General features: G+C 67.3%; 11 protein-coding genes. 8 read left to right on the top strand and 3 right to left on the bottom strand.

Annotation, left to right across the window (positions count from 1 at the left end; genetic code table 11):
• The first annotated feature begins 196 nt into the window (after positions 1-196).
• Together ggt and CCS01_RS01230 are read left to right on the top strand one after the other, a co-directional pair.
• Positions 197-1,954 (top strand): gamma-glutamyltransferase, encoded by a 1,758-nt coding sequence (gene ggt / locus CCS01_RS01235; protein ID WP_104517010.1) that lies wholly within the window; start codon positions 197-199, stop codon positions 1,952-1,954.
• A gap of 653 nt (positions 1,955-2,607) precedes the next feature.
• On the top strand, positions 2,608-3,558 hold the full coding sequence (locus CCS01_RS01230) for a hypothetical protein (protein ID WP_104517009.1): 951 nt from the start codon (positions 2,608-2,610) through the stop codon (positions 3,556-3,558).
• A 138-nt stretch (positions 3,559-3,696) separates the two neighbouring features.
• On the opposite strand, the gene CCS01_RS01225 is transcribed toward CCS01_RS01230, so the two are convergent.
• Positions 3,697-4,941, bottom strand: a complete 1,245-nt coding sequence (locus tag CCS01_RS01225) for a cytochrome P450 (protein WP_104517008.1) — start codon at positions 4,939-4,941, stop codon at positions 3,697-3,699.
• A gap of 191 nt (positions 4,942-5,132) precedes the next feature.
• On the opposite strand from CCS01_RS01225, the gene CCS01_RS01220 reads away from it, so the two are divergent.
• Genes CCS01_RS01220 through CCS01_RS01210 form a run of 3 tightly spaced genes read left to right on the top strand, consistent with a single transcriptional unit; the run spans position 5,133 to position 6,221 of the window.
• Positions 5,133-5,618: a CinA family protein gene (locus CCS01_RS01220; protein ID WP_104517007.1), complete on the top strand. Its 486-nt coding sequence runs from the start codon at positions 5,133-5,135 to the stop codon at positions 5,616-5,618.
• Positions 5,615-5,890: a hypothetical protein gene (locus CCS01_RS01215; protein ID WP_204848097.1), complete on the top strand. Its 276-nt coding sequence runs from the start codon at positions 5,615-5,617 to the stop codon at positions 5,888-5,890. The genes CCS01_RS01220 and CCS01_RS01215 overlap by 4 nt, the downstream gene beginning before the upstream one ends.
• Before the next feature lie 49 nt (positions 5,891-5,939).
• On the top strand, positions 5,940-6,221 hold the full coding sequence (locus CCS01_RS01210; protein ID WP_104517006.1) for a DUF427 domain-containing protein: 282 nt from the start codon (positions 5,940-5,942) through the stop codon (positions 6,219-6,221).
• 508 nt (positions 6,222-6,729) lie between these two features.
• Here CCS01_RS01210 and CCS01_RS01205 read toward each other — a convergent pair.
• Positions 6,730-7,152, bottom strand: a complete 423-nt coding sequence (locus CCS01_RS01205; protein WP_239991964.1) for a hypothetical protein — start codon at positions 7,150-7,152, stop codon at positions 6,730-6,732.
• Between the two features lie 189 nt (positions 7,153-7,341).
• A complete protein-coding gene (locus CCS01_RS01200; RefSeq protein WP_158258177.1) occupies positions 7,342-8,712 on the bottom strand; it encodes a TIGR03013 family XrtA/PEP-CTERM system glycosyltransferase in 1,371 nt (456 codons plus the stop codon).
• A gap of 772 nt (positions 8,713-9,484) precedes the next feature.
• Here CCS01_RS01200 and uvrB point away from each other — a divergent pair.
• From uvrB to CCS01_RS01185, 3 genes are all read left to right on the top strand, one after another.
• Positions 9,485-11,677: an excinuclease ABC subunit UvrB gene (uvrB, locus tag CCS01_RS01195; RefSeq protein ID WP_104517004.1), complete on the top strand. Its 2,193-nt coding sequence runs from the start codon at positions 9,485-9,487 to the stop codon at positions 11,675-11,677.
• A 1,075-nt stretch (positions 11,678-12,752) separates the two neighbouring features.
• Positions 12,753-13,085, top strand: coding sequence for a PepSY domain-containing protein (locus CCS01_RS01190; RefSeq protein WP_104517003.1), 333 nt, complete (start codon positions 12,753-12,755; stop codon positions 13,083-13,085).
• A 10-nt stretch (positions 13,086-13,095) separates the two neighbouring features.
• Positions 13,096-13,797 (top strand): general stress protein, encoded by a 702-nt coding sequence (locus tag CCS01_RS01185; RefSeq protein WP_146101522.1) that lies wholly within the window; start codon positions 13,096-13,098, stop codon positions 13,795-13,797.
• The last annotated feature ends 293 nt before the right edge of the window (positions 13,798-14,090 follow it).

Below are 14,090 nucleotides of genomic sequence, written 5' to 3'. Positions count from 1 at the left end.
CAGCTGCCCCCCGGCCAGGGGGTTGCCCGGTTTCGGGAGGCTCCCTGGCGGCAAGGCCATCCGGTGCCGGTCCGTTGAACCGGGCGGCATGGGTGGTCCGGCGGCGCGCCATCCCGCTGCGTCATCACGGACGCGGCCGGGGTTCCTCGCTGCCGATTGGCCGCCCGGGCGTGCGGCTGCAAAGGTCCCGCCTGCCATGAGATGTCGTCTTGCTGTGCTGGCGCTGCCCGTGCTGGCGCTGCTCATCATCGGCACGGGCGCCCGCGCCGCCTCGCTGCCGCCGACGGAATCCACCACCGGGCTTGTCGTCTCCTCCCAGCGCCTCGCCGCCGAAGCGGGGATCGACATGCTCCGCCGGGGCGGCAATGCCGTCGACGCCGCCGTCGCGGTGGGCTACGCCGAGGCGGTGGTCAACCCGTGCTGCGGCAATATCGGCGGCGGCGGGTTCCTGGTGGCGCATCTCGCCGGCGGCCGCGACGTCTTCCTGAATTTCCGCGAGACCGCGCCGGCCGCCGCCAGCCGCGACATGTATCTCGGGCCGGACGGCCAACCGGTGCGCGGCGCCTCGCGGTTCGGCTGGAAGGCGGTGGCCGTCCCGGGCACGGTGCTGGGCCTGGACACCGCGCTGGCGAAATACGGCACCCTGCCGCGGGCCACGGTCATGGCGCCGGCCATCCGCCTGGCGCTGGAAGGGTTCGTGCTGACCGGGGCGGACGCCGGCATCCTGCGCCATGTCGCCCCGCTGCTGCGCCGCGACCCCGCCGCCGCCGCGGTCTTCCTGCACCCGGACGGCAGCCCGGAGCGTGCCGGCGAACGCCTGCGCCAGCCCGCGCTGGCGGCGACGCTCGAGGCGATCGCCGATCACGGGCCGGACGCGTTTTATGCGGGCGCCATCCCGCAGGCGGTCGCGCAGGCGGCGCGGGCCGGCGGCGGCCTCATCACCGCGACCGACTTCGCCGCCTACCATGTAACCGAGGCGCCGCCGCTGCGCTGTTCCTATCGCGGCTATGTCATTCTCTCAGCGCCGCCGCCCTCCTCCGGCGGCGTGACGCTGTGCGAGACGCTGCACGTCCTGGAGGGCTACGACCTGCGCGGCCTGGGCTTCCACAGCGCCGAGTCCGTGCACCTGCTGACCGAGGCGCTGCGCCTCGCCTTCTTCGACCGCGCCATCTACCTGGGCGATCCGGCCTTCGTCACGATGCCGCTGGACCGCCTGCTGTCGCGCGACTACGCTGTCCGATTGCGCGGGCTGATTGGCGACCGCGCGACGTCCTCGGCCAGCCTCGGCCCGGCGGTGCCGCCGCCGAACGAGAAGCCGGAGACGACGCATTTCTCGGTGCTGGACGCCGCGGGCAACGCGGTCGCCGTCACCACCACGATCAATGGCGCGTTCGGCGCGGGCGTGGAGGCGCCGGGCACCGGGTTTCTGCTGAACGACGAAATGGACGACTTCACCGTCAAGGCCGACACGCCCAACATGTTCGGCCTGGTGCAGGGCGCCGCCAACGCCATCGCCCCCGGCAAGCGGCCGGTGTCGTCGATGACGCCCAGCATCGTGCTGAAGGACGGCGCGCTGCGGATGGTCATCGGCTCCCCGGGTGGCCCGCGCATCATTACCGCGACGCTGGAGACGATACTGAACGTCGTCGAGTACGGCATGAACGCGCAGGAGGCGGTGGACGCGCCGCGGCTGCACCACCAGTGGCAGCCGGACGTGCTGTTCGCCGAGCCGTATGCGCTGTCGCCTGATACCAAGGCGCTGCTGGAACGCATGGGCTATCGCATTGTCGAGCAGCGGCCCTGGGGCGCGGTGGCGCTGATCGCGGCGGCCGGCGCGACGACGCAGCAGACTGACGTCCCGGCTGATTCGGTGGTGCCGCACGTCGTGCCGGGTGGCGCGTTCCAGGGTGCGGCTGATCCGCGGCGCCCGGCCGGCGCGGCCCTGGCGCCATAGGCAAAGCCAGCCACCAAGGTTCCAGCCCAACCGCCGTGGGCCGTGCAGTCCATTATTGCCGCTGGCCGGGCGTGTCCCCGATACCCATAGGCGCCATCATAGCGAGGCACGTTCCCCCTGCGTCATGGCCCCGGCTTGTCCCGGGCCACTCATTCCAGCATGTGTGCCGCGACAGGTGGCTCGAACAAGCCGGGCCATGACGAGAAGGTAATGGCCATGCCGTCAGCCCGCTTTGCTGGCGCCTGTGTTCGCAAGACCGGCCATGGGCGGGGAACGCTCAATGCCGCTGCGGCGACGTCCCTGCCAGACCTCCCTGCCAGACCAGAGGCTGGGAGACCAGAGGCTGGAAGACGAGGAAAATTTTCACTGATCGGAAAGATTTCTGTTGTGTTCTTTTGCAACTTGTAGTAGCACTAGAACATAATAAGAACTTAGGCTTGCCACCGTCAGCCATCTGGACCCGAGCGGTCCGATGACATCCGCCCGGCGACAGCCAGGCCGCCCGGCCTGGTCCCACTGCCCGTGTCGCCGGAACACAGTGGCCAGGCTCGCCGGCGAACCAACGACCGCGGCCGGATCAGCGAACCCGCCGTGGAGACCGTCACTCGCTTATTGTCCCCGCAACAACCAATACCAAGGTCGTCATTTCTCCCATGTCCCTGCTGCCCATCAGGCCCGTTGACGCGCCGCTCTATGTCGTTACTCCGATCATCAACCCGTCGCGCTACCGCTCGCGCTATGCGCTGTATCGCGACTTTGCGCAGTACATTACCGATGCCGGGGCCGTGCTCTATACCGTCGAGGCCGCGTTCGGCGACCGCGACTTCGAGATCACCGACGCCGACGACCCCCGCCACATCCGCGTCCGCACCAGCCACGAGATGTGGCACAAGGAGAACCTGATCAACATCGGCGTCGCCCGCCTGCCGGCGGACTGGAAATACCTGGCGTGGGTCGATGCGGATGTCCGCTTCGCCCGCCCCGACATCGTCGAGGAGACGATCCACCAGCTCCAGCATTTCAGCGTGGTGCAGATGTTCGCGCAGGCTACCGACCTTGGCCCGCGGCATGAGCCCATCGGCGCGTTCGACGGGTTCGTCGCGCAGTGGATGCGGTGCGGCGCCCGGGTGCCGACGGCAATGCGCCCCTATGGGGTCTGGCATCCGGGCTATGCCTGGGCCTGCCGCCGCGACGCCTGGGACCAGCTCGGCGGCCTGATCGACTTCGGGATCGTCGGGTCCGCCGACACCTACATGGCGCGCGGCCTGATCGGCGACATGGAAAGCTGCCTGACCGCGGATATCGTTCGCGAATGCCCGACCTATGCCGCCTGGTGCCTGGAGTGGCAGAACCGGGCGGAGACCTATATCAGGCGCAACATCGGCTACGTGGATGGCCTGCTGCTGCACTATTTCCACGGCTCCAAGGCCAGGCGCGGCTACGAGCGCCGGTCCGACATCCTCTCGCAGAACCGGTTCGATCCCACGACGGACCTCAGGCGTGACTGGCAGGGTGTTTGGCAGCTTACCGACCGCAAGATCCCGCTGCGCGACCAGCTTCGCGCCTATTTCCGCAGCCGGGACGAGGACAACGTGGCGATCTGACCGCCCGTCGCGCCCACGCCGCATCCGCGGGATCGCGTCCACCCGTCGCGCCGGCCGGGACCGGCGCGACGCTACAGCAGACCGCAGACTGCTCATAAAATAAGAAGCTGGAGTGTTTCCAGGCAGGCCGAAAGCGCTCTACGCCGGAATCCGCACCATCATCGCGGTAATGCCGTGCACGAACGCCGAATACGTCCGCTTCGGCTTCTCCACCACCTCGATCACCGGGAAGCGCTTCAGGATCTCCTCCCACAGGATGGTCAGCTGCAGTTCCGCCAGCCGGTTGCCGACACAGCGATGGATGCCGAAACCGAACGACAAATGCTGGCGCGGGCGCGGGCGATCGACAATGAAACGATTGGGTTCGGGGATCGCATCCGGGTCGCGGTTGCCGGAGATGTACCACATTGCCACCTTGTCGCCCGCGCGGATCGTCTTGCCACCCAGCTCGTAGTCGCTCAGCGCCGTCCGCCGCATGTAGCCAATCGGCGTCTGCCAGCGGATGATCTCCGGCACCATGCCGGGGATCAGGCCGGGATTGTCCCGCAGCTTGCTGTACTCGTCGGGGAAATTATGCAGCGCCCACAACCCGCCGCTGATCGCGTTGCGCGTGGTGTCGTTGCCGCCGACGATCAGCAGGATACAGGTCCCCATGAACTCCATCGGGTCCATGTGCCGCGTCGACTCGCCATGCGCCAGCATCGAGATCAGGTCGGGGCGCGGCGGCGCGTTCACCCGCTCGTTCCACAGCGGCATCATCGCCGTCGCCATCTTGCGCAGTTCGTCCAGGCGCTCGTCGTCGTTCTTCACCAGCGAGTCGGGGTCGTTGAAGTTGGTGACCGCGACGTTCGACCAGTAGGTCAGGTCGCGCCGCCGCTCGAACGGGTAGTCGAACAGCGTCGCCAGCATCTGCGTCGTCAGCTCGATCGAAACGCGCTCGACCCAGTCGAAGGTCTCATTGCGCGGCAACCCGTCCAGGATCGTCGCCGCGCGCTGCCGGATCGTTCCCGCCATCCTGGCCAGATTCTCCGGCGCGACAATCGGCGACACCACGTTGCGTTGCACGTCGTGCTTCGGCGGATCCATGGCGATGAACATCGGCGTGCGATACTCGTCCGGCTGCGTCAGCAAGGTGATCCCGGACGCCGAGGAAAACACCTCAGGCCGTGTCTCGACGTGCATGATGTCCTTGTAGCGGGTTACCGACCAGTATGGCCCGAATTCGCTTTCGGCGGTGTAATGCACCGGGTCGTCGCGCCGCAGCCGGGCGAACCAGTCGTACCAGATGTCATCACGGAAAAGTCGCGCATCTGAAACGTTGACCCGGTCGAGCGGCGTGGCCCAGGGATCTCCCAGCGGTTCAAGGCTTACGGGTGCGTTCATGCTGCCTCCCAAATTTTGTCGCAACGGCACCCACGGCTGCCGCCATCGTTACGATCAGCGAAGCGATACGACATTCTGCCGGCGCATCACCCCGAATGAACAAGATATTAGATCGCACCCTGGCACGCATCCAGTGGACAGGCCCTGACTATGGCGTCACGTTCACCGGCGAACCGTGAATCGGGCCCGCTATGCTGCCAGACGCCACCCTCGCCGAAGCCGAATCCCTGCTCGCCGCCTGCCGCGCCAAAGGCATCATGCTGGCAACGGCGGAAAGTTGCACGGGCGGCCTGATCGCCGCCGCGCTGACCGCCATCGCCGGATCTTCCGACGTCGTGGACCGCAGCTTCGTCACCTACTCCAACGAGGCCAAGAACCAGATGATCGGCGTGCCAATGGCGCTGATCGAAGCCCGCGGCGCGGTCAGCGAGCCGGTGGCCGCCGCCATGGCCGAGGGCGCCCTGGCCCGCTCCCGCGCCGCCATCGCCATCGCCGTCACCGGCGTCGCCGGCCCGTCGGGCGGCAGCGCGGAGAAGCCGGTGGGGCTCGTGTGGTTCGGCCTCGCCCGCACCGGCGTGCCGCCGATCACCGAGCACCAGGTCTTCCCCGGCGACCGCACCGCCATCCGCGCCGCCACCGTGGCGCATGCGTTCGCAATGATACGGGCGGTCCTGTGATCTGGACGGCGCTGCGTGCCATCGATCCGCTGACTGCCGCCGGGGTGGTTGTTGCCACTGCGGCCACCGACGCGGTCTATGTCATGTTCGCCTCGGCGGTGGCGACCCGTCGGCGCCTCGCCGCGGCGAACTGGAGCAGCGTGTGGTACCTGCTCTCGTCCTTCGCGGTGATCAGCTACACGCAGAACTGGGCGTATGTCGGATTTGCCGCGCTCGGGTCGTGGCTGGGCGCGTTCGCCTCGATGACGTTCCTGCATCGCGGCCAGACATAGCGAATCCGCCATCCGTGCCTATCTCTGCGGATGGAAGGAGGACCGCACCATGAAAGCTATCCTGAACGGTCACGTGATCGCCGAGAGCGACGACATTGTGAAAAGCGGCGGCTACGTCTATTTCCCGCCCGGCGCCACCCGCCTCGACTGGCTGGAGAAGGCGGAAAAGACCGACTCCGACAAGGCCTGCCCGCACGGCGTGCAGTTCTACGACGTGGTCGTCGGGGGTCATCGCTATCCCCGCAACGCCTGGAGCTACGAGGCGCCCCGCCCGGCCATGCAGGCCGTCGGCGGCCGGTTCGGTTTCTGGGAGGACGTGAAAGTCACCTGATCGGGGACGCAACGGGGACGTCGTGCCTTTTCCTGGCACCGCCCGGAAAAGGCACCGTCCCTCCCCTGATCGCGACGCCGCCTGGCCGGTCTGTTTAGAGCCCGTCCGCCATAACCGCGGCATCGGGTGCACGGCACCGGCCCCTCCGCGTCATGGTGGGCGAAGGCCCACCATCCACGCCTTTGCCGCGATCCGCACCGCAAGGCGTGGATGGTCCGCCTTCGCGGACCATGACGGGGAGAGGATAGTGGCTCACACCCAATGACGCGGCAATTCCCTGATGGCCCCTCGGCGTGTCGCCCGCCGGCACGTTGGCTGAAGCGGTGGCTCGGCTGAAGGCGGAGAGGATCTGCGCCCGGGCCGCGGAACGCCTGGGGGTACGGCGGCAATCACAGCACCAGAAACCGGCGCGCCGCGGCGTGGACGGGTCCATGGCGCCCTGACGGGACTGGGCAGCGAAGGGTGCGCGTGAAGTATAAGCGCACGATGGTCCTGTCAGGTGCGGCCCCTATGGCCCCCAGGGCCAAGGTCCCCAGGGGCCCCAGTCCCATCCGGCGTCTGACCACGTTTCCGCGGTCACCTGCTGCTCGTCGGCCAGTTGCTTCTGCTGCATGTAGCGCCTGTAGGCGTCATAGGCCTGCTGCGTGCCGATATAGAGGCAATTGCACACCAGCGGATCGGCATAGACGAAGCTGACTGTATTGCCGTGCGCCCGCTGCACGATCCGGTTTGGCGGCAGGCTCCGCAGCATGGCCTGGCGCTGCGGCGTGTTGGCCGGGCGGATGACGAAGCCGGCGGCCGCGAGGTTGTCGTCCTTCTCCGCCGCCCGTTGCTGCGGCGTGGCGCACCCCGCCAAGGCCAGGATGGCCAGAAGACCGAAAGCGAGACCGCCCCGTCCGGTCACCGCCGCCCATGACTTCGATATCATCATGAATGTCTCCCTGACGCTTGTTCGAACATGGTTGCCTCGCGACACGCAGCCACGGGCGTTGACGCGGCGGTGTTCGCGACTGCACGCGAATTGATGTCCACACTGGGCAGAACCGGCATCACGCACACCTGGCTGCTGGCAGCGCCAAAGGAGCCGCGACCGATCGCCATGACGAGGCGGCAAACGGCTCTACCGCGCCCCGCTCGGCCACAGGACCTCGCGCAGGGTCTGCAGCAGAATGACGCAATCGAACACGATGGAGAAATTCTTCACGTAGTACAGGTCGTAGCTGAGCTTCGACCGGGCGTCGTCGATCGAGGCGCCGTATGGGTAATTGATCTGTGCCCAGCCGGTCAGGCCCGCCTTGACCATGTGCCGCTCGTTATAAAGTGGAATCCGCGTCGCCAGGTCCGCCACGAAGACCGGGCGTTCCGGGCGCGGGCCGACGAACGACATCTCGCCACGCAGGATGTTGATCAATTGCGGCAGTTCATCGATCCGCGTCCGTCGCAGAAAGGCGCCGACCTTGGTGACGCGGTGGTCGTTCTGCGCCGCCCAGACCGCACCTGCCGCCTCCGCATTCACCCGCATAGTGCGCAGCTTCATGATCCAGAACACGCGGCCGTCCCGCGTCACCCGCTCCTGCCGGTACAGCACCGGACCGAGCCCCTCCCAGCGCACCGCGATCATGGCGCCAAGCAGCAGGGGCGCGGTCAGCACCAGCATGGTGGAGCTGACCACGAGATCGAAACCCCGCTTGAGGACGCGGTCGAGGACGCCGAAGGTGAAGCCACCGCTATAGACCAGCCAGCCCAGCTCCACGCGCTTGAGGTCGATGCGACGGATCTCCTGCTCCACGAAGCTGAGGTACTGGATGACCGGGAAGCCGGCGCGCTTGCACTCCAGCAGGCGCTCCAGGTTCATGCCCCGACGTTCGTCCGGCGCGACGATGACCAGGTCCGCCCCCACCGCCCGCGCCACAGTGGCGACATTGAACGCCTCGGGACAATGGATGCGCCCGGGTGGATCGGCCTCCAGCCGCGGATCGATCGCGCCGAGCGCCGGGTTGTGCAGCAGCGTGACGTGGTCGTGCAGGCTGTTGCCCTCGCGCTTCAGCATCAGCAGCAGTTCCCAGGCGCGCTGGCCGGCGCCGATGATCAGCAACCGGCGGCGCAGCACGCGGCGGCGCACGAGAAAGGTGAGCACGAGGCGCGCGACGAAGGCGCAGACGGAGAAGGTGGAGAAGGCCAGCGCGAACATCAGCGCCTGGTGCGACAGGTCAGGCAGGCCCCGCGCCTGCGCCAGCGAGAGCAGCAGGCCAAGGCCGGCCCCCAGACCCACGACCAAGGGCGCACGGCTGACCGAGCGTGCGACATCCAGGACCGCGTCGCGCCGGTACAGGCCGGTGGCAAACAGCATCAGCAGGTCGAACGCGGGATAGGTCAGGACGCAGGTGTCCTGCGACAGCGACCCCGGCGCCAACACGTCCGGGTAGGCCAGAAGCAGCACAAGCGGCCAGAGCGCAAGCACAAGCAGGACGTCGAGTGCGAACAGCACCATTCCGGTCGTTGTCTTGGAGAATCGAATTGTCATGATCCTGGCGGCAGATGTCGTGGCGATATCCTAACGGCGCATGTGGTAACAGAAACGGATATGATCTTGCAGTGAAATTCTCACGATGCCAGCACGATGTGGTGAGCATGCCACGCCGCCGCCAGTGCCGGCCAGGGTCAATCCGGCGTGGCGAGCATACACACGGCTGTCGGAGCCTCCCGCTCCACGGCACGATCCGGCATCCAGCTGGAGGACCTCATGCTACAGCAGGCCGCAGGTCGATTGAGACAGGGCGACGGCGCTCCCTCATCGTCATGGCCCGGCTCGTCCCTACGCAATGCACACATCTCGGAAACGAGTCGGAAATGACCGTAAAATCAAGTGCTTGCCTGGGCGCCAAGAGCGCTCCACCATCGTCATGGCCCGGCTTGTCCGGGCCACCTATTCCAGCACGTGTGCCGCGACAGGTGGCCCGGACAAGCCGGGCCATGACGAAAGGGAAACGCAGCGGCGGACCGTTTCCGAGATCTGTGCATCCCGTAGGGACGAGCCGGGCCATGACGATGAGGACAGGGGGCCTCAGTGTCCCAACCGACCTGCGGTCTGCTTTAGCGCCCCTGGCCGGCGCCCCGGGCCAGCACCGCGGGCCATCGGCCGCTTTCGCTCGGCTGCCGCCATGGTTTCCGACCGGGTTGGCGCGTCATGGCGGGCGCAGCATGCCTGCTGCCCCCTCGACGCCGCGGCCTCGGGGGGCCATGTGTTGGTAGAGGAGCCACGTATGTCCCAGACCCTTCTCCGCACGCCGCCCATGCTGTTCATGCCGCAGAAGCAGCCGGCCAAGCCGCTGACGCGGGCGCTGCGCGTCGTCTCGGAGTACCAGCCCGCCGGCGACCAGCCGACGGCGATCGCCGATCTGGTCCGCGGCGTCGAGGCCAGCGAGCGCGACCAGGTGCTGCTCGGCGTCACCGGCTCGGGCAAGACCTTCACCATGGCCAAGGTGATCGAGGCGGTGCAGAAGCCGACATTGATCCTGGCGCCGAACAAGACACTGGCGGCGCAGTTGTATGGCGAGATGAAGGGCTTCTTCCCCGACAACGCTGTGGAATATTTCGTCAGCTACTATGATTATTACCAGCCGGAGGCCTACGTCCCGCGCACCGACACTTATATTGAGAAGGACGCCCAGATCAACGAGCAGATCGACCGCATGCGCCACGCCGCGACGCAGGCGCTGCTGGAGCGGAACGACGTCATCGTCGTCGCCTCGGTGTCCTGCATCTACGGTATCGGCTCGGTTGAAACATACGCGAAGATGGTGGCGAAGCTGGAGACCGGCGGCCGGATCGACCGCGACAAGCTGGCCAAGGCGCTGGTGGACCTGCAGTACCGCCGCAACGACACCGCCTTCCAGCGCGGCAGCTTCCGCCTGCGCGGCGAGATCGTCGACATCTTCCCCAGCCACTACGAGGACCGCGCCTGGCGCATCACCCTGTTCGGCGACGAGATCGAAAGCATCCGCGAGTTCGACCCGCTGACCGGCGAGGCGACCGCGGAGCTGAAGGAGATCACCGTCTACGCCAACAGCCACTACGTCACCCCACGCCCGACGCTGACGCAGGCGGTCCACGACATCAAGATCGAGCTGAAGCAGCGCCTGGCGAAACTGACCGCCGAAGGCAAGCTGCTGGAAGCGCAGCGGCTGGAGCAGCGCACCACCTTCGACATCGAAATGATGGAAACCACCGGCTCCTGCAAGGGGATCGAAAACTACTCGCGCTACCTCTCCGGCCGGAATCCCGGCGAGCCGCCGCCTACCCTGTTCGAGTACCTGCCGGAAAACTCGCTGCTGATCGTCGATGAAAGCCACGTCACCGTGCCGCAGCTCGGCGGCATGTACCGCGGCGACTTCAACCGCAAGTCGGTGCTGTCGGAGTTCGGCTTCCGCCTGCCCTCCTGCATCGACAACCGGCCGCTGAAGTTCGAGGAGTGGGAGCGCTTCCGGCCGATGACCATCTTCGTCTCGGCCACCCCTGGCCCCTGGGAGATGGAGCGCACCGGCGGCGTGTTCGCCGAGCAGGTGATCCGCCCCACCGGGCTGATCGATCCGGTCACCGAGGTCCGCCCGGTGGAGTACCAGGTCGATGACCTGATACATGAATGCAAGACCGTCGCCACCCGCGGCGGCCGCGTGCTGGTCACCACCCTGACCAAGCGGATGGCGGAGCAGCTGACCGAGTACATGACGGAGAACCAGATCAAGGTCCGTTACCTGCACTCCGACATCGACACGCTGGAGCGGATCGAGATCATCCGCGACCTCCGCCTGGGCGTGTTCGACGTGCTGGTCGGCATCAACCTGCTGCGCGAGGGGCTGGACATCCCCGAATGCGCGCTGGTGGCGATCCTGGATGCCGATAAGGAAGGCTTCCTGCGCTCGCAGACGTCGCTGATCCAGACCATCGGCCGCGCCGCGCGCAACGTGGAGGGCCGGGTGATCCTGTATGCCGACACCATGACCCGTTCCCTGCGCACTGCCATCGAGGAGACCGAGCGGCGCCGCAACAAGCAGCGGGCGTGGAACGAGGAACACAACATCACGCCGATCTCGGTGCGCAAGAACATCAGCAAGGTGCTGGAGAGCGTGTACGAGCAGGACTACGTCACCGTGGCGCCGGTCAAGGGCGCCGAGACGACGGAGTTCGTTGGCAAGGACCTGAAGGCGGCGATCGCCAACCTGGAGAAGCAGATGCGCGTTGCCGCCTCGAACCTGGAGTTCGAGCAGGCCGCCCGGTTCCGCGACGAGATCAAGCGGCTGGAGGCGCTGGACCTGGGCCTGCCACCGCCGCCGATGCCCAGCGCGGCGCTGCGGACCGGCCGAAGCCGCTCGCCGGAGCCGCTGGGACCCGGCGGTGGCGGCTACGACCCGTCGAAACGGCGCGGACGCGGCAAGATGCGGCGCAGCGGCCCGTGATAAAGCCGGCGCCGCTTTAGAGAGGAACATCGCCCTCTCGTCATGGCCGGGCGTGTCCCGATAGGCGCTACTTAGGCGACGGGACGCGGCGCACTGGCCCGTCGTCATGGCGGCCGCAGGGCCGCCATCCACGCCTTACGGTGCTGATATCAGCAAAAGGCGTGGATGGTGGGCCTTCGCCCACCATGACGGGATAGCAACGGCCGTGCCCCTGGCCGCCTAAGTTAGCGCCGTCTATGGGGCGTGTCCCGGCCATCTGCGCTCCAACGGCGGTGGGTGGATGGCCGGGACACGCCCTACGGCATGCACACATCCACCCAGGCCGCCTTGGCCGGATACCGCGGAAATGCCTTCGTGCCGGTCCCACGCCGTTACGGATCGGCAAGGGGCGACCGAGGGCATGACAGGCCGCCGCCACCCCGGACAGCGACGGGGATCTCCGGTATCTTGGCGTCTTGGCGTTTTATCGGTGGAACCAACCGCACGGGCCAGCGGCGCAGCGCACCCATCAGCGCCGGGCGCGGTGGCACCGTTCCTGTTCAACGCCAAGACGCCAAGATACCGGGGGTTCCCGTCGCCGTCCGGCCCCGTGTCACGCGCCTGATCGCGGCAGGCGGCGGCATGCTGGCCATGACGATGGGGCCCGGGCCGCAGCAGACCGTTTCCGAGATCTGTGCATGCGGTAGGAACATGCCCGGCCATGACGGAGCGGCAATGGATCCGGCCCTGTCTCTCCAGGTTGGCGCCGATGCGGCCTGCCCGGCCATCACGGTGGAGTGACGTCCTCTACCCTGGCGCACCATGCACATGCCCCCGGCTGCGTCCGCCGCGCAGCCTGTCACCAGCTTCAACGAACGGACGCGGAATCGCCCGGCAACCCGGGCGCGGGTGTCAGCGTTAATGCAGCAGAGAACAGGCGTGGAGCACTCTCAGCCAGACTCTTGCAACGCACGTATCCGCTGAACAGTCATGGCGCGCCGGAAAAGCGTGACCGCGCCGGTTGACCTTCCGCCAACCGGGTCAGGACGAGAGGTCAAGGCCTGTTTTCAGCGAACACAACATCCAGGAGAGCACAATGAAATCCGTGATCCTCGGGGTCGCCACTGCGGCGATCCTGGCTGGCGGCCCATGTCTTGCCGAGACGACGCAGAACGGCCAGGCAGCGGCATCCGGCGACACCAACCAGGCCGTTGCCACCACCAACGCCAATGCCCCCACGCCCGCCAGGGGCGCCAACAGCTTCACCATGAACGAGGCGAAGTCGCGGCTGGAAAAGCAGGGCTTCTCCAATGTCAGCAACCTGCACAAGGACCACAACGACATATGGCGGGGTAAGGCAGAGAAGAACGGTATGACCGACAGTGTCTGGGTTGACTACAAAGGCAACGTCGGCATCGCGCAACGATAGGAGCATCCTCATGGCACAACGTACCGTTGCCCGTATGTATGACAACTATGACCAGGCGCGCGCCGTGGTGAACGAGCTGGAGACGGCCGGGGTCCCGCAAAGCGACATCAGTCTGGTCGCCAATGACAGGGCGCAGTCGGCCGGCTCCACCACCGCCGGCACCGCGGCGGGCGCCGGGCCCGTGACAGACCATCGCGCGCCGGCCACCGAGGCAAGCACCGGCGCGGGCGCCGTACTCGGCACCGCCGTTGGCGGCGGCCTCGGCCTGCTGGCCGGCATCGGCGCCTTGGCCATTCCGGGCGTCGGGCCGGTGGTGGCCGCCGGCTGGCTGGTCGCCACGTTGACCGGTGCCGGCATCGGTGCGGCCGGCGGCGGATTGCTCGGCGCCCTGACCGGCGCCGGCCTCAGCCGCGACGAGGCCAACGTGTATGCCGAGGGCGTGCGAGGCGGCGGTTCGCTGGTCACGGTGCGCGCGAATGACGCCATGGCCGGGCAGATCGAGGATATCATGGCGCGCCACAGCCCGGTCGACTGGCAGCAGCGGCGCGCCGCCTATGGGCCGGAGTGGACCGGCTTCGATGAGACGTCGCATAGCCGGGTGCGTCGCTACAGGAACGCGGACCCGAGCACCGGAACCGGACCGGATGTGCCGGCTCCTGGTACCGGCGGCAGTAGCTACGCGCCGGGCACCGACCCGGGCCGCCGGCTGTAAGCCGGTTTGTGCCTTCCGGCCTCGGGCGCCGGAAGGCACTGTCCCGTCCTGAATGGGAGTTGGGGCCGGATTCGTCCGGCCCGGCTTCCGGGAGCGTCCCCCATCGTCTCATGACCCAGCTTGTCCGGGTCACCTATTCCAGCAAGTGTGCCGCGATAGGTGGCCCGGACAAGTTGGGCCATGACAAAAGGGAAACGCCGCGGCGTTTCCGAGATGTGTGCATCGCATAGCGACAAGCCGGGTCATGACGATGGGGCCAGGGACGGAGGCGTCTCCAGCCGCCGGCCGCAGTC

It is taken from the genome of Rhodopila globiformis, assembly GCF_002937115.1.
Classification (GTDB): Bacteria; Pseudomonadota; Alphaproteobacteria; order Acetobacterales; family Acetobacteraceae; genus Rhodopila; species Rhodopila globiformis.
Note: the sequence above shows the minus strand (reverse complement) of the source record. Positions and strands in the feature narration are given on the sequence as shown.